The 26,621-nt window shown below is 64.0% G+C and carries 21 protein-coding genes; 18 read left to right on the plus strand and 3 right to left on the minus strand.

Features of this window, described 5'->3' with window-relative positions; all coding sequences use genetic code 11:
- Positions 1–2: 2 nt before the first annotated feature.
- From murD to ACO06O_RS00965, 15 genes are all read left to right on the plus strand, one after another.
- The gene (murD, locus tag ACO06O_RS00895) at positions 3–1,370 is read left to right on the plus strand and encodes a UDP-N-acetylmuramoyl-L-alanine--D-glutamate ligase (protein ID WP_421875325.1); all 1,368 of its coding nucleotides are present in this window, start codon (positions 3–5) and stop codon (positions 1,368–1,370) included.
- Entirely contained in the window at positions 1,370–2,485 is a 1,116-nt protein-coding gene (locus ACO06O_RS00900; protein ID WP_421875327.1) for an FtsW/RodA/SpoVE family cell cycle protein, read from the plus strand. The genes murD and ACO06O_RS00900 overlap by 1 nt, the downstream gene beginning before the upstream one ends.
- Positions 2,482–3,612, plus strand: a complete 1,131-nt coding sequence (gene murG / locus ACO06O_RS00905; RefSeq protein WP_421875329.1) for an undecaprenyldiphospho-muramoylpentapeptide beta-N-acetylglucosaminyltransferase — start codon at positions 2,482–2,484, stop codon at positions 3,610–3,612. The genes ACO06O_RS00900 and murG overlap by 4 nt, the downstream gene beginning before the upstream one ends.
- Positions 3,609–5,018, plus strand: coding sequence for a UDP-N-acetylmuramate--L-alanine ligase (gene murC / locus ACO06O_RS00910; RefSeq protein WP_421875333.1), 1,410 nt, complete (start codon positions 3,609–3,611; stop codon positions 5,016–5,018). The genes murG and murC overlap by 4 nt, the downstream gene beginning before the upstream one ends.
- A complete protein-coding gene (gene murB, locus ACO06O_RS00915; protein ID WP_421875335.1) occupies positions 5,015–5,941 on the plus strand; it encodes a UDP-N-acetylmuramate dehydrogenase in 927 nt (308 codons plus the stop codon). The genes murC and murB overlap by 4 nt, the downstream gene beginning before the upstream one ends.
- Positions 5,938–6,843, plus strand: a complete 906-nt coding sequence (locus ACO06O_RS00920) for a D-alanine--D-alanine ligase (RefSeq protein ID WP_421875338.1) — start codon at positions 5,938–5,940, stop codon at positions 6,841–6,843. Before murB ends, ACO06O_RS00920 begins: the two co-directional genes overlap by 4 nt.
- Positions 6,831–7,724, plus strand: coding sequence for a cell division protein FtsQ/DivIB (locus tag ACO06O_RS00925; RefSeq protein WP_421875340.1), 894 nt, complete (start codon positions 6,831–6,833; stop codon positions 7,722–7,724). Before ACO06O_RS00920 ends, ACO06O_RS00925 begins: the two co-directional genes overlap by 13 nt.
- A gap of 60 nt (positions 7,725–7,784) precedes the next feature.
- Positions 7,785–9,020, plus strand: a complete 1,236-nt coding sequence (ftsA, locus tag ACO06O_RS00930) for a cell division protein FtsA (protein WP_421875342.1) — start codon at positions 7,785–7,787, stop codon at positions 9,018–9,020.
- Positions 9,021–9,170: 150 nt separating this feature from the next.
- A complete protein-coding gene (gene ftsZ / locus ACO06O_RS00935) occupies positions 9,171–10,865 on the plus strand; it encodes a cell division protein FtsZ (protein ID WP_421875344.1) in 1,695 nt (564 codons plus the stop codon).
- Positions 10,866–11,191: 326 nt separating this feature from the next.
- On the plus strand, positions 11,192–12,115 hold the full coding sequence (lpxC, locus tag ACO06O_RS00940; RefSeq protein ID WP_421875346.1) for a UDP-3-O-acyl-N-acetylglucosamine deacetylase: 924 nt from the start codon (positions 11,192–11,194) through the stop codon (positions 12,113–12,115).
- A 141-nt stretch (positions 12,116–12,256) separates the two neighbouring features.
- Positions 12,257–13,084 carry an outer membrane protein assembly factor BamD gene (locus tag ACO06O_RS00945; protein ID WP_421875349.1) on the plus strand — a complete coding sequence of 276 codons (828 nt, stop codon included), beginning with the start codon at positions 12,257–12,259 and terminating at the stop codon, positions 13,082–13,084.
- 19 nt (positions 13,085–13,103) lie between these two features.
- Positions 13,104–14,771, plus strand: coding sequence for a DNA repair protein RecN (recN, locus tag ACO06O_RS00950; protein ID WP_421875351.1), 1,668 nt, complete (start codon positions 13,104–13,106; stop codon positions 14,769–14,771).
- A 4-nt stretch (positions 14,772–14,775) separates the two neighbouring features.
- Entirely contained in the window at positions 14,776–16,908 is a 2,133-nt protein-coding gene (ligA, locus tag ACO06O_RS00955) for an NAD-dependent DNA ligase LigA (protein WP_421875353.1), read from the plus strand.
- Position 16,909: 1 nt separating this feature from the next.
- Positions 16,910–18,157: a S8 family serine peptidase gene (locus ACO06O_RS00960; RefSeq protein ID WP_421875355.1), complete on the plus strand. Its 1,248-nt coding sequence runs from the start codon at positions 16,910–16,912 to the stop codon at positions 18,155–18,157.
- A 68-nt stretch (positions 18,158–18,225) separates the two neighbouring features.
- Positions 18,226–19,014 carry a L,D-transpeptidase family protein gene (locus ACO06O_RS00965; RefSeq protein WP_421875357.1) on the plus strand — a complete coding sequence of 263 codons (789 nt, stop codon included), beginning with the start codon at positions 18,226–18,228 and terminating at the stop codon, positions 19,012–19,014.
- On the opposite strand, the gene ACO06O_RS00970 is transcribed toward ACO06O_RS00965, so the two are convergent.
- Complete coding sequence (locus ACO06O_RS00970; RefSeq protein ID WP_421875359.1) at positions 19,015–19,476, minus strand: DUF2312 domain-containing protein; 462 nt, start codon at positions 19,474–19,476, stop codon at positions 19,015–19,017.
- Here ACO06O_RS00970 and hemN point away from each other — a divergent pair.
- Both hemN and ACO06O_RS00980 read left to right on the plus strand, forming a co-directional pair.
- Positions 19,460–20,809, plus strand: coding sequence for an oxygen-independent coproporphyrinogen III oxidase (hemN, locus tag ACO06O_RS00975; protein WP_421875361.1), 1,350 nt, complete (start codon positions 19,460–19,462; stop codon positions 20,807–20,809). The two genes, ACO06O_RS00970 and hemN, sit on opposite strands and share 17 nt — an antisense overlap.
- A gap of 104 nt (positions 20,810–20,913) precedes the next feature.
- Entirely contained in the window at positions 20,914–23,061 is a 2,148-nt protein-coding gene (locus ACO06O_RS00980) for a methyl-accepting chemotaxis protein (RefSeq protein WP_421875363.1), read from the plus strand.
- Between the two features lie 33 nt (positions 23,062–23,094).
- Here ACO06O_RS00980 and dgcA read toward each other — a convergent pair whose 3' ends face one another.
- Positions 23,095–24,078 (minus strand): N-acetyl-D-Glu racemase DgcA, encoded by a 984-nt coding sequence (gene dgcA, locus ACO06O_RS00985; RefSeq protein WP_421875365.1) that lies wholly within the window; start codon positions 24,076–24,078, stop codon positions 23,095–23,097.
- A gap of 4 nt (positions 24,079–24,082) precedes the next feature.
- Positions 24,083–25,078 carry an N-acetyltransferase DgcN gene (dgcN, locus tag ACO06O_RS00990; protein WP_420416944.1) on the minus strand — a complete coding sequence of 332 codons (996 nt, stop codon included), beginning with the start codon at positions 25,076–25,078 and terminating at the stop codon, positions 24,083–24,085.
- A 154-nt stretch (positions 25,079–25,232) separates the two neighbouring features.
- Between dgcN and ACO06O_RS00995 the strand changes: the two genes are divergently transcribed.
- Entirely contained in the window at positions 25,233–26,600 is a 1,368-nt protein-coding gene (locus ACO06O_RS00995) for a DUF1800 family protein (RefSeq protein ID WP_421875367.1), read from the plus strand.
- Positions 26,601–26,621: the final 21 nt, after the last annotated feature.

Below are 26,621 nucleotides of genomic sequence, written 5' to 3' on the forward strand. Positions count from 1 at the left end.
GGATGACGATCCAGAACGACAGCACCACCATCACCCTCTATGCCGGCCGCCGCGTGATCGTGGTTGGCCTAGGCCGTTCCGGGATGGCCGCCGCCCACGCCCTTCGTGACTGCGGGGCGACCGTCCTGTGCTGGGACGACGGCGAGACCGCCCGGACCACCGCCGCATCCAACCGGTTCGAAATCGTCAATCCCACCGATTCCGGGGCGCTGGACGGCGTCGCCTGTATGATCCTGGCGCCCGGCATTCCCCTGACGCATCCCCGCCCGCATCCGGCCGTCAAGGCAGCCCGCGACGCAGGTGTGGAGATCATCGGCGACATCGAATTGCTGGTCCGCGCCCGCCCGGCGGCCCGCTATGTCGGCATTACCGGCACCAATGGCAAATCCACGACGACGGCGCTTATCGGCCATATCCTGACATCGGCCGGGATCAACGCGGCGATCGGAGGCAATATCGGCATTCCCGCGCTGAGCCTGCCGGATGCCGACGTCTATGTGCTGGAAATGTCGTCCTATCAGTTGGACCTGACACCCAGCCCGGCCTTCGACATCGCCGTGCTTCTGAACATCACCCCCGATCACCTGGATCGGCACGGCGGAATGCCGGGATATATCGACGCCAAGCGCCGGATCCTGCGTCCCCGGACCGCCGACAGCCTGGCCGTCATCGGTACCGACAGCGACATCACGGCGGAAATCGCCGCCGACCTGCGCGGGCGCAATCCCGCAGGGATCGCCGAGATCGGCCGGACATCGCAGCCGGTCGCGGATCTGATCGCCGCCGGCCGCTGCCCGGCAATCGCAGGCGATCACGGCATTCAGAACGCCGCCGCCGCCTTCGCCGTTGCAAAACGCCTGGGCCTGGCCGAGGCAGATATCGTGCGCGGCCTGGAAACCTTCCCAGGATTGGCGCATCGGCAAGAACGCGTTGCCACCCTGGACGGGATCACCTTCATCAACGATTCCAAGGCGACGAATGCCGAGGCCGCGGCGCGCGCCCTGTCGGCGTTCGACGGCATCTATTGGATCGCCGGCGGACGCGACAAGAATGACGGCTATGCCCCGCTGGATCCTTATCTGCCCCGCATCCGGCAGGCATTTCTAATCGGCGAAGCGGCAGACGCCATCGATCTGTGGATCGCCGGGCGCGTCCCGACCACCCGATCCGGCGACCTGTCGGCCGCGATCCACGCCGCGCGCGACGCAGCCCGGAATGACGACAACCCGGGTCCGGTGCTGCTGTCTCCGGCCTGCGCGTCTTTCGACCAGTTCCCGAATTTCGAAATTCGCGGCGAGACCTTCAAGAATATCGTTCTCGCCCTTCCGGCCAGGACCCGGATCGTACACGGCGCGAAGGAGGCGGCGTGATGGCTATCGCACGGAATGACACATCCGTTCTGGGACGCTGGTGGTGGACCGTCGACCGGTGGACCCTGGCCGCCCTGATGACGCTGGCCGTTCTGGGCCTGTTGATGACCCTGTCCGCCAGCCCCTCAGTGGCCGAGCGGATCGGCGCGGATTCGATGCATTTCGTGCGCAAGCAGGCGATCCTGCTGGCACCGGCTGTCCTGGCCATGATCGGCGTGTCGCTGATGGAGCCGCGGGCGGTACGCCGCCTTGCCCTTTTGATGCTGGGCGGGTCGATGCTGCTGTTGGTCGGAACATTGTTCCTTGGCGCGGAAATCAAAGGCGCGACGCGTTGGATTTCGATCGCCGGTTTCACCATTCAGCCGTCCGAATTCGTCAAACCGGCCTTCGCCGTCATCGCGGGCTGGATGTTTGCCGCGCGGCGTCTGGGGGAACCGATCCCCGGCTATACCATTGCCTGTACGCTCTATCTGACCGTTGTCGGATTGCTGTTGCTGCAGCCCGATGTCGGGCAAGCCGCCGTCGTGACCGCGATCTTCGGGGTCCAGTTCTTCCTGGCCGGATTGCCGATGATCCTGGTGATCTTCATGGTCATTGGCGGGATCGGGCTTCTGGTCGGCGCCTATTTCGTCTTCCCCCATGTCCAGAGCCGCATCGACCGGTTCCTGGACCCGGCGGCCGGCGATACCTATCAAATCGACCGCGCCCGCGACGCCTTCATGAATGGCGGACTGTTCGGGCGAGGCCCGGGCGAAGGCACGGTGAAAGCCTATCTGCCGGACAGCCATGCCGATTTCGTCTTCGCCGTCGCGGGTGAGGAATTCGGCACCATCGCCTGCCTGATCATCGTCGCGATCTTCGCCTTCGTCGTGCTGCGCGGTTTCGCGCGCGTGCTGCAGGATAACGATCTGTTCGTCGTCGTGGCGGCGACCGGCCTTCTGGTCCAGTTCGGCCTGCAGGCGCTGATCAACATGGCCTCGACCCTCAGCCTGATCCCGACCAAGGGCATGACCCTGCCCTTCCTGTCCTATGGCGGGTCGTCGTTGCTGGCGCTCGGCCTCGGCATGGGCATGCTGCTCGCCCTGACGCGCAAACGGCCGGGGGTGCTGTCATGACCGGCGATAAGCTGATTGTTCTGGCGACCGGCGGCACCGGCGGTCACGTCTTCCCGGCCCAGGCCCTGGCCGGGGAACTGAAGAAACGCGGATACCGCCTGGCGCTGATCACCGACCGGCGCGGCGACGCCTATTCCGGACCGTTGGGTGAGTTGGACGCCCATACGATCAGCGCGGCCGGCGTTTCCGGCAAGGGGATCAGCGCCCGTATCTCGGCGGTCCTGAAACTCATGGTCGGGTACTTCCAGGCCCGGTCGCTGCTGCGGGCGATGCGCCCGTCCGTCGTCGTCGGGTTCGGCGGGTATCCCAGCGTGCCGACGATGCTGGCGGCCAGCCACCTGAAAATCCGCACTGCGATCCACGAACAGAACGCCGTCCTGGGACGCGCGAACCGTCTGATGGCAGGCCGCGTCGACCGCATCGCGCTCAGCTTCAACGAAACCGACGGACTGGCGGCCAAGGATCGCGAACGCAGCGTCCTGACCGGCAATCCGGTCCGACCGGAAATCGCCGCCCTGTCCGGACGCGCCTTCCGCCTGCCTGCCGGGGATGGTCCTTTACATGTCCTGATCGTCGGCGGCAGCCAGGGCGCGCAAATCCTGGGCGAAGCGGTACCGGCCGCCGTGGCAAAACTGTCGGCGGGACTGAAGGCGCGCCTGAAAATCGAACAACAGGCCCGGCCGGAGCAAACGAAGGCGGTTATCGATGCCTACCGGAAGGCGGGTATCGACGCCGACGTCCGGACCTTCTTCGACGATATGCCGGCACGGCTGGAACGGGCGCATCTGATGATCGGCCGCGCAGGGGCTTCCACCTTGGCGGAACTGACTGCCGTGGGCCTGCCCGCCATCCTTATCCCCTATGCCTATGCCATCGACGACCATCAGGCCGCCAATGCAGCGCGCCTCAGCGACGCCGGCGGCGCCTGGGCCATCCCGCAACGCGATGTGACGGCCGACGACCTGGCCCGGCGGCTAGAGCAACTTTTGGGCAACCCGTCGGTTCTGCGTGCGGCCGCGCAAGCCGCCGCCCGAACCGGTATCCCCGACGCCACCAAACGCCTGGCGGACGCGGTGCAGGGCTTGTCCGACGGAAATGGCGGTAACTCGATGAAGGAGGCCGCGTGATGCGTATGCCATTGACCCTGGGCCGTCTTCACTTCGTCGGAATCGGCGGCATCGGCATGTCCGGCATCGCCGAGGTCATGCACAATCTGGGCTATACCGTCTCCGGCTCGGACATGGCCGACAACGCCAATGTGAAACGCCTGCGCGGCCTGGGCATCGATGTGAAGATCGGGCATGAGGCCGCCCATGTCGAAGGCGCGGCGGTCGTGGTCGTGTCCACAGCCGTAAAACGTGACAATCCCGAAGTGTCGGCCGCCCGCGCCGCCCTGGTTCCCGTCGTCCGGCGCGCCGAGATGCTGGCCGAACTGATGCGCCTGAAATGGTCTGTCGCCGTCGGCGGTACCCATGGCAAGACGACCACCACATCCCTGGTCGCCCAAATGCTGGACACGGCCAAGAAGGATCCGACCGTCATCAACGGCGGCATCATCAATGCCTATGGCACCAATGCGCGCCTGGGACAGGGCGACTGGCTGGTCGCGGAAGCGGATGAAAGCGACGGCACTTTCGTGAAACTGCCCGCGACCATCGCGGTCGTGACCAATATCGATCCGGAGCATATGGATCATTACGGCAGTTTCGATGCCCTGCGCGACGCGTTCCGGACCTTTGTGCAGAACATCCCCTTTTATGGCTTCGCAGCGCTGTGCCTGGATCACCCCGAAGTGCAGGCGCTCATCGGCCGGATCGAAGATCGCCGGATCGTCACCTACGGGTTCAGTCCCCAGGCGGAAATCCGCGCCGTGTCCTATAAGCCGGGGCCCGACGGTTACGACATGTCGGTCGAAATCGCCCGGCGCGGAGAACAGAAACGCCGGATCGACAATATCCGTCTGCCGATGCATGGCGACCACAATGTCCAGAACTCCCTGGCGGCCATCGCCGTGGCGGTCGAAATGGACATTTCCGACGACGTCATCCGCGCCGCCCTGGCCGGTTTCTCGGGCGTGAAGCGCCGTTTCACCAAGACCGGCACCTGGAACGACGTCACGGTCATCGACGATTACGGTCACCACCCGGTCGAAATCGCGGCCGTCCTGCGCGCCGCGCGTCAGGCGACCCGCAACCGCGTCATCGCTGTCGTCCAACCGCATCGCTATACCCGGCTGCACGATCTGTTCGAAGATTTCTGCACCTGTTTCAACGATGCCGACACCGTTCTGGTCGCGCCGGTCTACACGGCGGGTGAACAGCCCATCGAAGGCGCGGACCGCGATCATCTGGTCGAAGGTCTGCGCGCGCGCGGTCACCGGTCGGTGCGTGCCATCGACGGCGAAACCGACCTGCCGGACGCCGTTCGCGATGTGGCACAGCCAGGCGACATGGTGATCTGCCTGGGTGCCGGCTCGATCACCGCCTGGGCCAACGCCCTGCCCGAACGTCTGGCGGCGGGAGGTGCGGCATGATGGCGATGCGCGCGACCGGCGGAACCGACCTTCTGTCCCGGTTGCCGCAAGTGCGGGGCCGGATTTCGGAAGGCAGCCCGCTGTCCAAGGTCACCTGGTTCCGTGTCGGCGGCCCGGCGGAGGCAATGTTCAAGCCGGCCGACCTGGCAGACCTGCAGTCGTTCCTGGCGGCAACGCCCAAGGATATCCCCGTCACCGCGATTGGTGTCGGGTCGAACCTCTTGGTCCGCGACGGCGGGGTCGACGGAGTGGTCCTGCGCCTGGGCGGCGCCTTCGCCGATATCAAGACCGACGGGAATGAGATCGAGGCCGGGGCCGCGGCACTGGACGCCAATGTTGCGAAAACCGCCGCCAATCACGGCCTGGCCGGGTTGGAATTCTTCTCCGGTATCCCGGGCACGATCGGCGGCGCCCTGCGCATGAATGCGGGTGCCTACGGCACAGAAACCAAAGACGTCCTGATCTGGGCGGAAGCCTTGGACCGCGATGGCGTGTTGCATCGGATCGCCGCAGCGGACATGGATTTCGACTATCGGCATTGCGGCATTCCGATGGATTGGACCTTCGTTCGCGGCCGCTTCCGCGCCGAACCGGGCGTCGAGGACACGATCCGCGCGCGAATGGCGGAAATCCAGGAAAGCCGCAGCGCCAGCCAACCGATCCGCAGCCGGACCGGCGGGTCGACCTTCCGCAATCCGCCTGGCGGCAAGGCCTGGCAGACTATCGACGCGGCCGGATGCCGGGGCCTGAAGGTCGGCGGCGCGCAGGTGTCCGAACAGCATTGCAATTTCCTGATCAACACCGGGGACGCCACCGGGGCGGATCTGGAGGAACTGGGCGAGGAAGTCCGCCGCCGGGTGCGGGACAGCCAGGGCGTGGAACTGACCTGGGAAATCAAAAGAATTGGGAGGACCGCGGAATGACGAAATCTGTCGCGGTGCTGATGGGCGGCTGGTCCGCCGAGCGCGAGGTCTCCCTGGTTTCCGGCAAGGCCTGTGCCGACGCACTGGAAAATGCCGGCTATGCCGTGACGCGGATCGATCTGACCCGCGATGTGCGCGGCCTGTTGGATGCGCTGGAGCCACGGCCCGACGTCGTCTTCAACGCCCTGCATGGCCGTTGGGGCGAAGACGGCGCGATCCAGGGACTGCTGGATATGATGGCGATCCCCTACACTCATTCGGGACGCATGGCCTCAACCCTGGCCATGGACAAACCGCTGTCGATCCAATTGTTCCGTCAGGCCGGACTGCCGACGGCAAATCATGTCGTCACCGACATCGACGCCTTGAAATCAGGCCCAGAGCCCATGCCCCGCCCCTTCGTCGTCAAGCCGGCGCATGAGGGGTCGTCCGTCGGGGTCTATATTGTGCTGGACGGCACGAACGGCCCGGATTATTCGGCCTGGTCCTATGGCACGGCGATGGTGGAAGAGTATGTCGCCGGTCAGGAGCTGACCGTATCCGTCATGGGCGGCAAGGCCCTGGCGGTGACCGAACTGCGACCGAAGCAGGGCTTCTATGATTATGAGGCCAAGTATACCGACGGCAAAACAGTTCATCTGTGCCCTGCGCCGATATCCGACACGCTGGCCCGGACCTGCCGCGATCTGGCGGAGCGCGCCCATATCGCGCTGGGCTGTCGCGGGGTGACGCGATCCGACTTCCGCTATGACCCGGAATCGGGCCGACTGATCATTCTGGAAGTGAATACGCAGCCCGGCATGACGCCCCTCAGCCTCGTTCCGGAACAGGCGAAGCACCTTGGCATTTCCTTCGAGGAACTGGTGAGCTGGATGGTGGAGAACGCGTCATGCGATTCCTGATGCGCGCCAAGAAGCCGACCGGAAAGGCGGCGAAGGCCGACACGAAAGGGCGCAAGAGCCCGCGCAAGCCGGAAGCCGATCTGGAAGGTGGCCGCGCGCGCGCGCCGCTGGCGATCGGGGCACTCGTCGCGGGCACTTTGGCGGTCCTGGGTGCGGGCGTCTACGCCTGGCAGGTCGATGCGCCGAACCGTATCGCGTCCTGGGCCTATGACGGTTTCATGGGGGCGACGGCCGGGCTGGGCCTGTCCGTGCGCGAAGTCTACGCCGTCGGCCGCACCGAAACGGCACGGTCCGACATTCTGGCAGCACTGGGACTGAAAATCGGTGACCCGATCCTGGACTTTTCCCCGGAAGAGGCGCGCGAGCGGTTGGAGACCTTGGGTTGGGTGCGCGCGGCAGAAGTGCGCCGGACCTTCCCCGACAAGGTCGTGATCCGACTGGAGGAGCGCGAAGCCATCGCCATTTGGCAGCATGACCAGCGTTTTGTCCTGATCGATTCGAACGGTATCGAGATCGGCGAGAAGGACGTTCACCGGCACAGCCATCTGAAGATCGTCGTCGGACCCGACGCCCCGCAGCATACGGCCGAACTGCTGGCCCTTTTGGGCAGCGAACCGGAGCTGGAAGACCGGGTCGTCGCGGCGGTGCGGGTCGGCGCGCGGCGCTGGAACCTGCGGCTGGAAGGCGGCATAGACGTCAGCCTGCCGGAACAAGGCGCCTCTATGGCCTGGCGCAAGTTGGCGGATTATCAGCGCGAACATGAAATTCTGTCACGGGCGGTGGGCGAGATCGATTTGCGCCATCCCGACCGCATGACGGTGCAATTGACGGAACCCGGACTGCAGGAAGTGATGGGCCGCGGTAAGGGTGAGGAAACCTAAAGGGGCAACCAGGACGCGGGCGCGGTAAGGGCCGGCCCGGCTATTCGAGGAAGAACGACGGTGGCGACGACACGTAAACTTACGGCTTTGGATGTGGGATCGACGAAGATCTGCTGCTTTATCGCAGAGGTCTCGGATGCCGGGCGCATCCGTGTGACCGGCATGAGCCATCAGCAATCCGCCGGATTGAAGGGCGGGGTCGTCGTCGACATGGAAAGCGCCTATCGCGCAATCCTGTCCGCCGTGCATTCCGCTGAACAGATGGCCGGCACGACGATCGAAGACGTCATCGTCTCGATCAATGGGGCAAAACCGAAAAGCACCACGTTGATGCGCGAAATGACGATCGGCGGCGGCGCAATCCGCGACCCCGACATCGCCCGCCTTCTGCAGGAAGCGAAAGAGGCCGAGAGCCAGGACAACCGGATGCTGCTGCACGCCATCCCCATCGGCTATTCCGTCGATGGCGGGCCGCTTCTGAAGGAACCGCGCTCCATGCATGCCCAGACGCTGGGTGTGAAGATGCACCTGGTCACGGCGAATGAAGGCGCGGTTCAGAACCTGGTGAACTGTGTCGCGCGCTGCCACCTGAAAGTCTTCGACTTCGCCCTCTCCTCCTACGCCGCCGGCCTGTCGGCCCTGGTGGAGGACGAAAAGGATCTGGGCGCCACGGTCATCGACATGGGCGGCGGCACGACCAGCTTCAGCGTGTTCTATGAGGGCGCGGCGGTTTACGGCGACTGCATCCCGGTCGGCGGCCAGCATGTCACTTCGGATATCGCACGCGGCCTGTCGACAACCATCCACCAGGCCGAGCGCCTGAAGACACTCTACGGGTCCTGCCTGCCCGCCCCGTCGGATGACCGCGACATGATCGACGCCCCGCGAATCGGCGAGGAGGACGACGCCTCCCCCAACCGGGTGCCGAAGAGCTATCTGGTCTCAATCATCGCGCCGCGGCTGGAAGAGACTTTCGAACTGGTCAAGAAGCGCCTGGATGCCTCCGGCGCGGCCGGCATGGCCGGTCAGCGGGTCGTCCTGACCGGCGGCGCGAGCCAATTGCCGGGCGTTCGCGAGATGGCGGGGCGCATTCTTGGCAAACAAGTTCGGCACGGCCGGCCCCTCAAGGTGTCGGGCCTCGCCGAAGCAACGGGAGGCCCGGCATTCGCCACTGCAGCCGGCCTTCTGCACTTCGCTGTGGATGATTGTGGGGAGGCGCGGAGCACCGCGTCGCAGCCCGCGGCGAATCAGGGGGGAATCATGGCGCGTGTGGGAGGGTGGTTTCGTGGCTTTTAGGCAACACCCAAACAAAAAACGCACAAAAACCCGCAGTGGATTCGCTGAAAAACGGTCCAAATCCCGCGAATCACTAGAGACTCGATTCTGGAACACAGGTCTCGCGAATCAGGACCGGCTGAAGACATCGTCGCTCGAAGGAGGCGCATCATGAGTATTAATTTCACGGCACCCGAGGCCGAAGTCGACCTGAAGCCGCGTATCGTTGTCGTCGGGGTCGGCGGCGCGGGCGGCAACGCCGTCAACAATATGATTCGCTCCAACCTGGAAGGCGTCGAATTCGTCGTCGCCAATACAGACGCCCAGGCGCTGAAACATTCCCAGGCGGACCGCAAGATCCAGCTCGGCGCGGACGTGACCCGCGGTCTCGGTGCCGGCGCCCGGCCGGAAATCGGCCGCGACGCCGCGATGGAATCCCTGGACGACGCGCTGGAGCACCTGACCGGTGCAAACATGGTCTTCATCACCGCCGGCATGGGCGGCGGCACCGGCACCGGCGCCGCGCCGGTACTGGCCGAGGCCTGCCGCGATCACGGCATGCTGACGGTCGGTGTCGTGACCAAGCCGTTCCATTTCGAAGGCGCACACCGCATGCGGGCCGCCGAACAGGGCATTGAGGAACTGCAGCAGTTCGTCGACACCCTGATCATCATTCCGAACCAGAACCTGTTCCGGGTCGCGAATGAGAAGACGACCTTCGCCGATGCCTTCAAGATGGCGGACGATGTCCTGTATTCCGGCGTGCGCGGCGTGACCGACCTGATGGTCATGCCCGGCCTGATCAACCTGGACTTCGCCGACATCCGCACCGTGATGAGCGAAATGGGCAAGGCCATGATGGGCACCGGCGAGGCCGATGGCGACAATCGCGCCATCCTGGCCGCCGAAAGTGCGATTTCCAATCCGCTGCTGGAAGACGTGTCGATGAAGGGCGCGCGCGGCGTGCTGATCAACATCACCGGCGGCCCGGACATGACGCTGTTCGAAGTCGACGAAGCGGCCAACCGGATCCGCGAAGAAGTCGACGCCGACGCGAACATCATCTTCGGCTCGACCTTCGAGGAAAACCTGGAAGGCAAGATGCGTGTTTCGGTCGTCGCTACGGGTATCGAATCGGAAGCCGGCGTGTCGCCGCGTCCCCTGTCGCAACGTGCGTCGGTGACGCCGCTGCGTCCGCGCAAGGTGGAAGCGCCGGTCGAAGAGGTTGCCGAAGTTTCCGAAGTCGTCGCCGAGGCCGACCCCTATGACGCCGGCCACATGGCCGAAGCCGAGGAAGTCGCGGAAACCGCCGAAATGATGGCAGCCGAGCCGGAAGCGGCCCAGGAGCCGATGCCGGAAACCGAGGAGTACGATCCGGAACCGGCCCTGTTCGACGATCCGCCCGCACAAGCCGCCCAACCGGCCGCCGCTGAAATGGAGGCTGAAAAGCCTGCTCAGCCCGGCACGCCGGAAGCGGTCCGGCCGAAAGACGCCTTCATTCCGCCCCGTCCGGTTCGCCCGGAGGAACTGAAGCGCGGTCCGGCCCGGGAAGCCGAGCCGTTCCGCGAAGCGGATATGATGAATGGCGGCGACGGTCAGCGCCCGCGTGGCAAGACCAGCCTGTTCAGCCGGGTCACCGGCTTGGGTCTGGGCCAAGCCAAGACGGTCCCGTCGAAGCCGAATGAGCCGTCACTGATGCGCGGCGAAGCCAAGCCGGCGGAACAGCAGCGCCCGGCCGCCCCGCGTCCGATGCCGGCACAGCGGACCGTCGAAGCGGCCAAACCGGCGGAAGCCGATCTTGCGCCGTCCAAGGCGGACGAGGAAATGCTGGAAATCCCGGCCTTCCTGCGGCGTCAGGCGAATTGACGCCGCCTCGCATAGATACTGACCGGCCGCCGCCCATCCCGGGTTGGCGGCCGGTTTGCGTTTGGGCCAAATTGGGCGGGGATGATTCTATCCCTGATCCTGCGTTATCCAGCGAAATGAAACAGTTACCGACAGTGTGTTCGATTTCGCGCGCATTTGCGGCAAACACGCCGCAATGCAACATTGTGTAACACTAGTTGATTTGTTGCCTTGCGGGACGGGTGTTACATCCATCAGCGTGCCGAACAGCGCGGCGCGGGGGTGACGTAAAAGCGCTGACTCTGGTAAGCGATCGATAGGGTGTGGTGGTGACAATGTTGGATGGGATGAGCGAACTGACGGAAATGGCGGAACGGTCCGTTACGGCCGGTCTGCTGCAGCGTACGCTGAAAGCTCCGATCAACTGTCGCGGCATCGGCCTCCATTCGGGCGCGCCGGTCAACATGACACTGACCCCGGCCGATCCGAACACCGGCATCATCTTTCGCCGTGTCGACCTGAAGAACGGCGCCCGAGACATCCCGGCGCGCTTCGACCTGGTCACCGACACGCGGATGTGCACCAAGATTTCCAACGACCATAACGGTTCCGTCGCAACCATCGAACACCTGATGGCGGCACTGGCGGGCTGTGGCGTCGACAATGCGATCATCGAACTGGACGGGCCGGAAGTTCCGGTCATGGACGGTAGCTCCGAACCCTTCGTCTTCCTGGTCGAATGCGCCGGCGTCGTCGAACAATCCGTCGAACGCAACGTCATCAGCGTGAAACGCGCGGTGCGCGTCGGCAACGACGAAAGCTTCGCGTCGCTGGAGCCGGGCCGCCGTTTCACCATGGCGATGGGCATCGACTTCCAAAGCCGCGCCATCGGTCGTCAGGACATCTTCCTGGAAGTCAGCGACCTGACCTTCAAGCGGGAATTGTCCAAGGCCCGCACCTTCGGTTTCGCCCATGAGGTCGAGGCGATGCGCGCGGCCGGTCTGGCCCGTGGCGGCAGCCTGGAGAATGCCGTCGTCATCGATGGCGATACGGTCCTGAACAAGGACGGTCTGCGCTTCGAAGACGAATTCGTGCGTCACAAGGCACTGGACTGCGTCGGCGACCTCGCACTTGCGGGCGGACCGATCCTGGGTCACTTCCGCGGACGCCGCACCGGGCACGCGCTGAACAACCAGCTTCTGCGCGCCCTGTTCTCCGATTCGGAAAACTATGTGCGGATGCCGGCGTCCGACTATCTCGGCACGCTCTGATCCTTCCACCGAAAACCGCACCGTTCCGCGTCGAATTTGCCAGGAATTCGACGAACCCGATTGCCGTTTTGATCCTTCGGGGCGGATGGTATATTCACCCAGGATGTCTTGGTCGATTTCCTGGAAAATGAGCGGCCCACGATGCGTGTAAGCGAGTTCCTCAATCCCCGTCGTCTGCTTGCCCTCGGGCTGATCCTGTTCAGCCTGGGCCTCGCAGCCTGTTCCGAGGACGATCCGGAATATATCGAACGCCCGGTGGAGGAGCTCTATAACGAAGCGATGGACATGCTTGAAGTCCGGAACTTCGATGCCGCGATCCTGGCCTTCGAGGAAGTGGACCGCCAACACCCCTACTCCGTCTGGGCGACAAAGGCGCAGTTGATGTCCGCTTATGTCAACTATCGCGCGGATAAGTATGACGAGGCGATCATCGCCCTGGACCGGTTCATCGATCTGCACCCCGGCAACCGCGACATCGCCTATGCCTATTATCTGCGCGCGATCGCCTATTACGAACAGATCGTCGATGTCGGCCGCGACCAGAAGATCACGCGGCTGGCGCTGGACGGGCTGCGCGATGTGGTGCGCCGTTTCCCGAACAGCGAATATGCCCGCGACGCCAATCTGAAGATCGATCTGACCCAGGACCATCTGGCCGGCAAGGAAATGTCCATCGGACGCTTCTATCAGCGCCGGGAAGAGCATGTCGCCGCGATCAACCGGTTCAAGACGGTCATCCAACAATTCGACACCACGACCCACGTGCCGGAGGCGCTCCACCGCCTCGTCGAAAGCTATGTTGCGCTGGGTATCCGACCGGAAGCGGAACGAACCGCATCGGTGCTGGGCTATAACTTCCCCGGCAGCGACTGGTACGCCAATTCCTATGCGTTGCTGGAGGGCGGACGCAATCTGGACGCCCCGGACGAGGATTCCTGGCTGAGCTGGACCTGGTCCTGGATTTTCTGATCGGAGACCGGCGCTCATCATGCTGACGGGGCTCACGATCCGGGACATCGTACTGATCGACAGATTGCGCCTCTCCTTTTCCGGCGGGCTCGCCGTATTGACCGGCGAAACCGGCGCCGGAAAATCCATCCTTCTCGATTCCCTGGGGCTCGCGCTGGGTCGACGGTCAGAGGCCAAACTGGTCCGACCGGGCGCAGACAAGGCGTCGATCACTGCCGAATTCGAAGTGCCCGAAGACCATGCGGTCCACGCGATCCTGGATGAGAACGACCTGCCCCGCGAGGACCATCTGATCCTGCGTCGAACCGTGTCCGCGGACGGGCGCAGCAAGGCCTTCGTCAATGATCAACCCGTCGGCATCGCCCTCCTGAAGCAGATCGGCGAGCGACTGGTCGAGGTCCAAGGCCAGTTCGATCAACACGGCCTGCTGGACGCCGCCACCCATATCGATTTGCTGGATGCCTTTGGCGGCCTGGATGCCGAACGCGGTCAGGTCGAGCGCCTTTTCGGCGGCTGGCAGGCGGCGCGGCGCGAGTATGACAAGGCCGCGGCCAAAGCCGAAGCCGCCCGCAAGGAAGAGGATTACCTGCGCTTCGCGGCGGAGGAACTGGACAAACTCGCCCCGCAACCCGGCGAGGAGGAAGACCTGGCCGAACGCCGGACCTTGCTTCAGAACGCCGAACGTTTGACCGAATCCATAACGGCGGCGGTCGATTTTCTGTCCGGCAATGGCGGCGCGGATGACGGCCTGCGCCAGGCGCAACGGGCCCTGGACCGTGTCGCGGACAAAATGGGTGAACGCCTGAACGAAGTCGTTGCGGGCCTGGACCGCGCGGCGGTGGAAATCGAAGAGGCGATTGGTCAGCTGAACAGGATCGGTTCGGACCTGAACGCCGATTCCGGGGCGCTGGAGGACATCGAAGAACGGTTGTTCGCGCTGCGCGACATTGCCCGGAAACATGGCACCGGCGTCGACGATCTGCCGCGCCTGCGCGAGGACATTGCCGAACGCCTGACCTTCATCGACGCCGGTGAGGAGCGGCTGGCCGCCCTGACCGCGCAGGCCGAAACCGCCCGCAAGGAATACGAACGCGCGGCGGAAACGCTGAGCGTCAAACGCCGATCGGCCGCGGAACGCCTGGATGCGGCGGTCAATGCGGAACTGCCGCCGCTGAAATTGGAACGGGCCCGGTTCGCGACGGAGATTCACCCCTTGGAACCCTCGAAATGGGGACCGAATGGCCGGGACCGGGTCGGCTTCGCCGTCACGACCAACCCGGGGATGCCCGGCGGCCCGCTGGACAAGATTGCGTCCGGCGGGGAGTTAAGCCGCTTTCTGCTGGCCATCAAGGTCGCGCTGGCCGAAGTCGGGACTGTCCCGACCCTGGTCTTCGACGAGGTCGATGCCGGTGTCGGCGGGGCGACGGCGGCGGCGGTCGGCGAGAGATTAGGGCGGTTGGCAGAGCGGCTGCAGGTCCTGGTCGTCACCCATTCGCCGCAAGTGGCGGCCCGGGGCGTTTCCCATTGGCGGGTCGCGAAATCCACCGGCAATGACGGGCGCGCTGCGACATCGGTCAGCAGCCTCGACCCGCATAACCGGCGTGAGGAACTGGCCCGCATGCTGTCCGGCGCGGAGATTACCGACGAAGCGCGGGCGGCAGCGGACCGCCTGATCCAGGGAGTTTGAAGTCGTGAGCAGCAGCAAGGATGTCGGCGCGCTGAGCGAGGTCGAGGCCCGGAAGGAATTGGCGCGCCTGGCGATGGAGATCGCCTATCACGACGCCCGCTATCACAAGGAAGACGCGCCGGAGATTTCCGACGCGGATTACGATGCCCTGCGCCGCCGCAATGAGGCGATCGAAGCGCGCTTCCCCAATCTGGTGCGCAAGGACAGCCCGTCCTTGAAGGTCGGCGCGGGTCTGAAATCCGGGTTCGGCAAGATCCGGCACGTGAAGCCGATGCTGTCCCTGGGCAACGCATTCAATGACGAGGATGTCGCGGAGTTCCTGACCCGCGTCAGGCGCTTTCTGGGACTGTCCGACAGCGAGGAACTGGCGATCCTGGCCGAACCCAAGATCGACGGTCTGTCAGCCTCCCTGCGCTATGAGAATGGCGAACTGGTCTATGCCGCGACGCGCGGCGACGGGTCGGAAGGCGAGGACGTAACTGCCAATATGCGGACCTTGGAAGACGTGCCGGTCACGCTGACCGGCGCGCCGGCCGTGCTGGAGGTCAGGGGCGAGGTCTATATGCGCAAGGACGATTTCTTCGCGCTGAACGAAAGGCAGGCGGCGGCAGGCGCGAAGACCTTTGCCAATCCCCGCAATGCCGCGGCCGGATCCCTGCGGCAACTCGATCCCAGCATCACCAAACAGCGCCCGTTGCGGTTCTTCGGCTATGCCTGGGGCGATCTGTCGGAACCACTGGCACCGACCCAGGCGGAAGCGCGGGAACGGCTACGCTCTCTCGGTTTCTCGCTGAACCATCCGACCGCCCTGTGCCGTACGGTCGAGGAGGTTCTGGCCCATTACCGGATGATCGGGAGACAGCGCGCCGAACTGCCTTTCGACATTGATGGCGTCGTCTACAAGGTCGACCGGCTGGATTGGCAGGAACGGCTGGGTCAGGTCAGCCGCGCGCCGCGCTGGGCCATCGCGCATAAATTCGCCGCCGAGAAGGCGGAAACCGTGATCGAGGAAATCACCGTCCAGGTCGGCCGCACCGGCGCGCTGACCCCGGTCGCCAATTTGAAGCCGGTTACGGTCGGCGGTGTCGTCGTGTCCCGCGCGACCCTGCATAACCAGGACGAGATCGAACGCCTGGGCGTCAAGGAAGGCGACACGGTCCGAATTCAGCGCGCGGGCGATGTCATCCCGCAAGTGCTGGAGGTCGTCAAAGACGGCGGTGGACCGCCCTACCGCTTCCCGGCCGCCTGCCCTGTCTGCGGCAGCGACGTCGAACGGGACGAAGGCGAGGTGGTCTGGCGCTGCACCGGCGGCCTGATCTGCGAGGCGCAGGCGGTGGAACGCCTGAAACACTTCGTCAGCCGCGACGCCTTCGACATCGAAGGGTTGGGCACGAAAAGCATCGAGGAATTCTGGACGGAATCCCTGATCCGCCAGCCGGCCGACATTTTCCGCCTGTCTGACCATCGCGACGCCCTGATCGGGCGCGAAGGATGGAAGGAGAAGTCGGTCACGAACCTGCTGAACGCGATTGAGGCACGCCGGGAAATCCCCCTGGACCGGTTCATCTACGCGCTGGGCATCCGCCATATCGGCCAGACGACGGCCAAGCTGCTGGCCCGGTCCTATGGCGGGTTCGAGGCCTGGCGGACGGCCATGACCGCCGTCGCGGAGGAGCGAAAAGGCAATCCGGACGAACATAAGAAGCCGGAACTGATCGGCCCCGCCTACGCGGAACTGACCGGGATCGACACGGTGGGCATGACCGCAGCGGACAGTCTGGCGGCCTTCTTCGGCGAGGCGCATAATGTCGACGTCCTGTCATCACTGGCCGCTACGCTGACCATCACGGATGTCGAAGCGCCGGTTGCAGGCGACTCGGAGATTGCGGGGAAGACAGTCGTGTTCACGGGTACGTTGGAAAAAATGAGCCGGGGCGAGGCAAAAGCGCGCGCGGAATCGCTCGGCGCGAAGGTGTCCGGCTCCGTTTCCAAGAAAACCGACTTTGTCATCGTCGGCGCCGATGCGGGATCGAAGGCGAAGAAGGCGGCCGAACTGGGCGTCACCACTTTGAGCGAAGACGAATGGCTGGAACTGGCTAACGCGTCGTCCGGAGACGGCTCGGGGGCGTCAAACTGACATGAGGTTCCTGCCCCTGCTTCTTCTGCTGCTCTGCGCGCTTCGGCCCGCGGTAGGGGAGGCTCAGGGATGGACGGTATTGGAATATGATTCCAATGGCCGCGTCATAGGCACGCGCCATAACCAGGATGACGGCGGCAGCGGCAATGCCGTCTCGGGATCCCGCCAGCAGGCAATCGAGGCCGACGCGCTGCTGATCGTCGATCCGACCGCCCGGCAATTGGCCGACCTGCGACAGGCCGGCTTCCAAGTTCTGCAAAGCACTGTTCTGGAGGGGTTGGGTTTCACCCTGGTCGAGGTTGCGACGCCGGCCGGCATGTCGGTGCCGGACGCCATGGAGATGATATCCAATCGTTTCCCCAGCCTTCTGGTCGAAACGAACGATCTGATGGACCTTTCCGGAGGATCCTATCGTCGGTCCCAGATCGCGAGCCCGATGGATTTCACCCGCGACCTGTCCGGTTGGGGCGAAGTTCCGGATAGCTGCGGCAAGGGTATCGTCTTGGGACAAATCGACGGCTATGTCGACACCGACCACGCGGCGCTGCGCGGTAAGAGCCTGATCTATGAAAGCTTCCTGAAGCCCGACCGCGTGCCGGCCGCGGAGGATCACGGCACGGCGGTCGCGGTCATGCTGATCGGCCGGTCCGTCGGCGACCGCGCCAGCGGTCTACTGCCCGGCGCCAAACTCTTCGCTGCGAACATTTTCGAACGTCGGAACGGCCGGGATGTCGGGAATCTGGCCGCCCTGGTAAGGGCTATCGACTGGCTGGTCACCCATGGCGTCCGGGTGGCGAACCTGTCCATTGCAGGGGGCGACAACAAAATCATGCGCTTGGCGATCAACCGCGCCCTGGAGAAAGGTCTTCTGCTGGTTGCCGCGGCGGGGAACAACGGTCCCAACGCGCCTCCGGCCTGGCCCGCCGCGCATCCGGATTCCTTTGCCGTCACGGCAATCGACAAGACCATGCGGCTCTATCCCTATGCCAATCGCGGCAACTATATCGACTTCGCCGCACCGGGCGTCGACGTCCCGACCCAGACCCCGCGCGGCATCAAGAATCAGAGCGGAACCTCCTTCGCCGCGCCCTTCGTCACCGCCATGGTCGCGCTTCATCTGAATGCCGGCTTTGAACCGGATCCGGAACTGATCCGGCGCAGCCTGCAGCGTTACTCAATGGATCTGGGCTCTACCGGCAAGGACGATGTCTATGGCTGGGGCCTTGTCCGTCTGCGCCCAAGCTGCTGAGCCAACGGCCCCGGAATTGCCCGATTCGCTCCCTTAAGGTGCCGTAAGGCGCGGACATTCTCCGCGCCATGATGAATTCGACATTGTTGACTTGGCTTCTGGCACTTCTATCGCTTTGCGCGGTGGTCGCGGCCCCCGGCATCGCCTTTATGTGGACCCGCGCCGTCTTGCCGCCCCCCGACCGTCTGGCGGAGAAGCTGGCCCCGGACCCACAGGTCACCCGCCATACGGTCGCGAGCCGCCTGTCGCAGTTCGGTGAAGCCGCGCGGTCACGCCTGCAGCCCGCCTTCCAGGAAGCCAACCTGCCTTACCCGCCGCATGAGATCGTGATGGTCGGTCTGAAGCAGGAACGGCGCCTGGAACTCTATGGCCGCGCCCTGGATGGCGAGTTGCAATTCGTGAAGGCCTATCCATTCCAGGCCTGGACCGGGCGCATGGGACCAAAGCTGATGGAGGGCGACCGCCAAATCCCGGAAGGGGTCTATGGCGTTGAATATCTGAACCCGAACTCCATCGCCCATGTGTCGCTGAAGATCGGCTATCCAAACGCCTTCGAGAAAGAACGCGGCAAGGAGGACGGACGCACCGATCTGGGCGGCGACATCATGATCCATGGTTGGACCAATGGATCGCAGGGCTGCATCGTGGTGACCGACGCCGATGTCGAAGAAATTTTCACCTTGGCGTCAGATACTGGCCTGGGCCAGATGCGCATATTGCTGGCCCCGTCCGATCTGCGCCGAGAGCCGGCTTCGGTCCCTGAGGACGCGCCGTTATGGACGGAAATCGTCTACCGCGACCTGGTGGAAGAAATGGCGAGACTGCCGATCCCTGCCATCCGGGTCGCCGGTGACTGATCAGGCCATGCCCAGCGCGGCCAAATAGGTTTCCAGCAGCGCGTCTTCCTCGGCCCGGTCGTCCGGGTCCTTCTTCCGCAGAGAGATGATCTTGCGCATCGTCTTGACGTCGAAGCCCTGGCCTTTCGCCTCGGCATAAACTTCCTTGATGTCGTCCGCGATGGTCTTCTTTTCCTCTTCCAAACGCTCAACCCGTTCGATGAAGGAACGAAGACGCGCGCCGGTCGCGGTTTGGGTGCTGGTTTCCGGGTCGTCCTGCTGGATGTCGGTGTCGGCGGCGAGATCGGCCATGGTTAGGGACCTTGTCTGTTCGGGTGAGTTCGGGGCCGGACAATACCCTTGGCCTCCCGCCCCTTCAAGCCGACTTGCCGCACGGTCGCTTTGTCCGAACGTCCAATTGATCGGGATCAATGACGGCGGCGGGCGGACCGGCCATGGTCCGGGCATGAAACAGGACCTCATCGCCCGATACGGGGGCGCGGCCCCGCGCTACACCAGCTATCCGACTGCGCCGCATTTCCGCGACGACATCGGCGCGACCGATTACCGGCAAGCCCTGTCCCGGCTTCCGGCCGAAGACCCTGTTTCGCTGTACCTGCATGTCCCATATTGCGACACGCTGTGCTGGTTCTGCGGCTGCCATACGAAGATTACCCGCCGGTACCGTCCGGTCGGCGCGTATGTGGATACGTTGATCCGGGAGATGGTGCTGATCGCCGACGCAGCACCACAAGGGCTACGCATGTCCCAAATGCATTGGGGCGGCGGATCGCCGACGCTCCTGCGCGAGGAGGACATTCTGCGTCTGGCACGTGCCGCCATCGCCCTCTTCCGACCGGTGGCTGGATTTGAATTCGCTGTCGAGATCGACCCCAGGGATACCGGGTTCGACCGCATCGCCGCGCTGGCAAAGGCCGGTCTGACGCGGGCCAGTATCGGCGTGCAGGATTTCGACCCGCTGGTTCAACGGGCAATCAACCGGATGCAGAGCTTCGCCGAAACAGCCAGCGTGGTAGGCAATCTGCGCGAATGCGGCGTCCAGAACCTGAACCTCGATTTGATGTATGGCCTACCTTATCAAACCAAGGCCCGCACCTTGGCGACCGTCCAACGTGCCCTGGACCTCGCCCCGGACCGGATTGCGCTGTTCGGCTATGCCCATGTTCCCTGGATGAAGCCGCATCAGCGTCTGATTCCGGAGGACGCCTTGCCCGGACCGGGCGAAAGGCTGGAGACATTCAATGCTGCCTCGGAGCTGCTGGTGCGGGCCGGTTACCTGAAGATCGGTATCGACCATTTCGCCAAACCGACCGATTCCATGGCAAAGGCCCATGCGGCAGGAAAGCTGCGCCGAAACTTCCAAGGATACACGACCGACAGAGCCGACAGTCTGATCGGTGCCGGCGCCAGCGCCGTCAGCCGCCTGCCGGACCTGTACCTCCAGAACGCCGTCCCTGTTCACCGCTATTCCGACACTGTGCGGCAAGGCAAACTGCCCATCGCCAAGGGCGTTTCCCTGAGCAACGACGACCGACTGCGCTCGGCGATCATCGAACGCATCATGTGCGACTTTTCCGTTGATCTGTCCGCCCTTTGTAAGAGTCAGGGCGCGGCGCTCTCCGACATCGCCGACGCACTGAGCCGATTGGAAAGAATGGCTTCCGACGGAATACTTACAATAGAAGCATCAGTTATAAATATACAACCATCCGGAATACCATTTACTCGCCAAGTTGCGGCCTGTTTCGACACTTACTTCCGTAATTCTTCAGAAAAACACTCTCAAACCACTTAAGTTAAACTTATATAAACTTTCTCTTGTGATGCTTCCCAAAGCAAGGGTGGGACCTCGCTAACGTCTTTCCATTCGGATGGGCGCGACAACAGGGAATGCAAAAGATGATTACTGGCTTACCAATCGCGCGGAAGGCTGCGTTGCTGCTTGTCTTGTCCGCCATTGCCTTGGGAGGCAGCATTGCGACCGTCAGTTCTTGGCGCACACATGACCTCTCATTCGAGTTGATCGAGAACGAACTGCACGCCGTAGCAGAAGGACGGAAGGGTGCCCTGGGCGCATATCTGCTTTCCATCGAGCAGGATCTTCTGATCACGGCACGCAATGAACAAACAATCGACGCGGTGCAGGCCTTCACCGACGCCTTCAGGGAATTGGGAAACGGCGCGGAGAGCCTTCTCCAGAAGGCATACATCACCGACAATCCAAATCCGACCGGATCCAAAGAGAAACTGGACACCGCCGGTTCAGGCAGCGCCTATGACACGCTGCATGCCCGGCACCATCCGTTCTTCCGGTTCATGCTGGAACAGCGCGGCTACTACGACATCTTCCTGTTCGATACGGACGGGAACCTCGTCTACACCGTGTTCAAGGAACTGGATTACGCGACCAACCTGAATACCGGGGAATGGAAGGATACCGATCTCGGCAACGTCTTTCGGGGTGCCCTGGCGGCATCGACGGCAGACCCGGTGTCGTTTTTCGATTTCAAGCCCTATGCGCCCAGCCACGGCGCACCGGCCAGTTTCATCGCAACCAAAATCCAGGACCAGGCGGGCAAGACCGCCGGTGTCCTGGTCTTCCAAATGCCGATCGATCGGATAAATGCCGTCATGGACGAGGCAGGGGAGATCGGAGAGACCGGCGAAGCGCTGATTATCGGCGCGGATTATCTGATGCGCAATCAGTCGCGCCTGACCGACGAACCGACCATCTTGCAGGCCAGCCTGCAATCGGACGGGGTCGACAAGGCGCTGTCCGGTCAATCCACATCGGCCAACGAAACCCATGGCGGCACCGATTTCGTCGCGGCCTTCGCGCCCCTGAACTTTCATGGGGCGAGTTGGGCGGTTGTTGCGCGAATTCATACGGAAGAGGTCGAGGCGCCGATCCAGAACGTCATACTGATTCAGATCGCGCTCGCGGTCGGGCTCATTCTGGTCATTGCGGTGGTCGGCATCGTCTTTGTGCGCGGTCAGATCGTCCGACCGCTGACCGGTCTGGCAGAAACGATGTCAACTTTGGCCGGCGGCGAACGTCAGGTCGACGTCCCCGGCGCAGAGCGTGGCGACGAAATCGGCGGCATGGCGCGCGCTGTGGACATCTTCAAGAAGGCCCTGATCGAAAACGACGCAGCCCAGGCGCGACAGGAGGCGGAACATGAGACGCGTCGTCGCCGCCAGGAACGGATAGACGGCCTGATCAGCGACTTCTCCGCCAGTTCCGAAGCCGTCCTGGGAGAACTCAACATCGCCTCGCAGGACATGTCCCAGACGGCGGAGACCCTGACCCAGAGTTCCGAGGAGAATATCGGTCAGGCAACGACGGTCGCCTCCGCGGCGGAACGGACCTCCGGCAATGTCCAGACCGTCGCCAGTGCGGCCCAGGAACTGTCCTCAGCCATTGGCGAGATCGGCGTCCAGGTCGAACGGTCGAACGAAGTGACCAAGAACGCTGCCGAGGAAGCGCAGGCGACCACGACGAAAGTCGAGGCCCTGCGCGAGGCGGCGGAGAGCATCGGGGCCGTCATCACCCTGATCAACGACATTGCCGAGCAGACGAACCTTCTGGCCCTGAACGCCACGATCGAAGCCGCCCGGGCCGGAGAAGCGGGTAAAGGGTTCGCCGTCGTTGCCAGTGAGGTCAAATCCCTTGCCGCCCAGACCAGTAAGGCGACGGAGCAGATCTCATCGCAGATTTCACAGATGCAGGCGGCAACTTCGGACTCTGTCGAGAGCATCGCCCGGTTCACGGATACGATCCGGACCTTGAACGAAATTGCGAGCGGCATCGCCAGTTCCGTGACCGAGCAACAGAGCGCAACGGAGGAAATCGCCCGCAATGTCGAAGCGGTCGCGGCCAGCACGGATGAGGTATCGGGCAGTATCGGTCAGGTGCGGGAATCCGCGAATGACAACCGCCACACGGCCGACAAGGTTCGCGACGCCGCATCCAAATTGTCGAAAGAGGCGGAGGTTTTGAGCCGCGAGGTCAAAACCTTCCTGAAATCGATCGCGGAAACGGACTGATCGGCTAAATGCCAACCGGCGGCGGCGCGAAGGCTACCCCCAAAGCGCCGCCGTCGGAGGCAGCATGGTCGATCCCTGGAATTCAAATGCCGGGTCACGGTCACTTGCCAGCAGCAACGGTCCGTCCAGATCGACCACTTTCGCCCCCTGAGCAACCATGAAAGCAGGCGCCATCCCCAGGGACGTGGCCAGCATGCAGCCGACCATGATTTCCATGCCTGCCGCCTCGGCCATCGCCTTCAACGCAAGCGCTTCGGTCAACCCGCCGGTCTTGTCGAGCTTGATATTGATCATCTCGTACTTGCCGACCAGATCTTCGAACCCGTGACGCGCATGGGCGCTTTCGTCGGCGCAGAGCGGAATGGGATGCGCGACGTCGGCCAGCAGAGCATCCTCGGCCGCGGGCAAGGGCTGTTCGATCATTTCGACGCCCAACTCAGCCAGCTTTTCCGAGAACGGCTCCACCATCGCGGCAGACCACCCTTCGTTGGCGTCGACGATCAGGCGAGTTTCCGGCGCGGCCTCGCGCACGGCGGCGACCCGTTCCAGATCGCCCTCGCCGGTCAGCTTCAGCTTGAACAGCGGGCGGGTCGCGTTGCGCGCGGCACTGGCCGCCATGTTTTCCGGCGTATCGAGGCTGAGCGTATAGGCGGTGACCAGCGGAACCGGTTCGGCCGACAATCCGGCAGCGCGCCAGACCGGCACGCCGCTGCGCTTCGCCTCAAGGTCCCACATGGCACTGTCCAAAGCATTGCGGGCGGCCCCGGCGGGCATGGCGGCGTTCAGGCCTGCACGGTCCTGTCCCGCCTCCACCGCCGCGCCGAACTCGCGGATCTGTGCCATGACACTGTCGATGCTTTCGCCATAGCGGGCATAGGGCACACATTCGCCCCGCCCGACCACGCCGTCGGCCGTCAGTTCGGCCACCACGACCTCAACGCTGGTCTTGGACCCGCGCGAGATCGTGAAGGTACCGGCGATCGGAAAACTGTCGTGTCGGACCGTCAGCTGGACCATGATGTCAGAGCGCGTCGACCAGACGGCCCGCGCCCTGGCGGAAGGCGTCGACGGCCGGCAGACCCAGCTCTTTCTCGACCTCGGCCAGATAGTCGTCCTGGCGGTCTTTCGGCAGATTGGACGTATTGACCGACACGCCGATCACACGGGCGTCCGGATTGACGATCCGGGCCATGCGCTCGTTCAGTTCGATACAGGCCTTCAGACTCGGCAGCGGGAAGTCGGGCAGACCGCGCATATGCGTCCGGGTCGGTTCGTGGCACATGACCATCGCGTCCGGCTGCGCGCCGTGCAGCAGGCCCAGGCTGACGCCCGCGAAGGAGGCATGGAACAGCGACCCCTGCCCTTCGACCACATCCCAATGATCGGCATCGTTGGCCGGGCACAGTTTTTCCGTCGCGCCCGAAATGAAATCCGAGATGACCGCATCGACCGACACGCCCGACCCGGCGATGAAGATGCCGGTCTGACCGGTGGCGCGGAAATCCGCCTTCATGCCACGGGCCCGCATTTCCTTCTCGATGGCCAGCGACGTGAACATCTTGCCGGCCGAACAATCGGTTCCAACCGTCAGCAGACGCTTGCCCGGACGGCGCGAGCCTTTCGCGACCTCGAAGGTTTCCGTCGGATGACGGACGTCGAACAGCTTGCGGCCATGTTCGGCGGCCAGGCTGGACAGGGTTTCGATATCGGACAGCTTGTTGTGCAGGCCGGACGCGACGTCGAAGCCCATCACCAGGGCCTGTTCCAACGTCGACAGCCAGGATTGCGGGATGATTCCGCCACGGTTGGCAACGCCCACGATCACGGTCTTGCAGCCGGCAGCCTTCGCTTCTTCCAGCGACATGTCGGTCAGGCCGAGATCCGCCTTGCAGCCATCCAGGCGCAACTGGCCCTTGCACCAGTCCGGGCGCCATTTGGCGACGCCGTTCGCAACCTTGGCAGCCAGATCGTCGGCCGCGTCGCCCAGAAACATCAGATACGGATTGTCGATTTGCATGACCGAGAATTCCCCTAGAACGAAGTGATGCGCGCAAAGATGCCTTGCGGCGGCGCACTATAAGGTCGCGGACCACGCCCGTCACGCCTTGTGACAAGCCGGAATCGCGATACGCTTTCAAAGCATTCATGCCGCAAGGGAGCGACGCCGCCCGATGGCCCAACCCTATCCGACGGAATTCTCGCCCGAAATCGGTTTCGCGGCCATTGCCGCGTCGCGTTTCGGCTATGGCGCCCGTCCGGGTCAACTGTCGGCGATCTCCGCCGACCCTGCCGGCTGGGTCATGTCCCAGATTTCCGGCCCGCCCGAACCGTCGCCGGGGTTGGACGCCCTGCCGGGCAGCCCGGCAAAGGCAGCGGCGCTGATCGATAGTCTGGCATCGGGACCGGGTGCGGTCCGTGCCCATCGCCGGGCCGTTCAGGCAGCCTTCGAGCGCGAGGCCCAGACCCATTTGGCGCATACGCTTGCCAGCAAGACGCCTGTCCGGGAACGTCTGGTCAGGTTTTGGTGCAATTTCTTCGGCATCACCGCGACCGATCCCCGTTCCATGTCGCTGGCTTATGCTTTTGAACGCGAAGTCATACGCCCGCATATGACCGGCAGCTACACGAAGCTGCTGACCCAGGCCGTGCGGCACCCGGCCATGTTGCTGGCGTTCGAGAATTCCGGCTCCTTCGGCCAGTATTCCCCCGCCGGCCTGGGAAGTGGGTCCGGCCTGAACGCCGCCCTGGCGCATCACATCATCACCCGCCTGACCGTGGCGGACGAGACTGCCCATACCGACCGGGATATCGTTGAATTGACCAAGATGCTGACCGGTTGGTCGGTGGCCGGACCGGCGGAACCCAATGCCGGCACTTTCGTCTTTCGTGAGGAACTGCATCAACCGCAGGGCAAGTTCTTCCTGAACCGCGCCTATCCCTCCGCGGGAGCGCTGGAGGCCGAAGCGGCCCTGGACGCCCTGACCCGGCGCGAACCCACCGCGCGCAATCTGGCGACCCGGCTGGCACGCTACATCCTGTCCGACGCCCCGGCGGAGGATGTGGTCGACAGCATGATCGACGGGTATGCCGGCGGCGGGAACAGCCTGCGCGGGCTCGTCCAGGGTCTGGTGGATGCGCCCGGCGCCTGGACACCGGTGCAGGCCAAGGCGAAGTCTCCGGACGATCTGGTGCTGTCCGTCGCCCGCGCCCTGGATTACGGTCCGGACCGCGCGGGCGTGGCGCTGCGGTCGATGCGGGCCCTGGGGCAGGCGCCAAAACAGGCGCCGCTGGTCGCGGGCTGGCCGGATCTGGATGCCGCCTGGACCGCACCGCAACAGGTCGTCGAACGCGCGCAATGGGTCGCCGCGGCGGCCGCAGAGGGCATTCAAGCCTTGGGCACGACACCCGTCCCGGACTTTGCCCTGTCGATCCTGGGACCCTTGGTCACCGCCCAGACTTACCGGCGGCTTTCGGTGACGCGGGACCAGGCAGAGGCGCTGGGCCTGTTGTTCGCGTCGCCGGAATTCCAGCGCCGGTAGTCGATGATGGGAACAGAACGT

The sequence above is a fragment of the Pacificispira sp. genome (genome assembly GCF_965228185.1).
GTDB lineage: Bacteria > Pseudomonadota > Alphaproteobacteria > UBA8366 > Aestuariispiraceae > Pacificispira.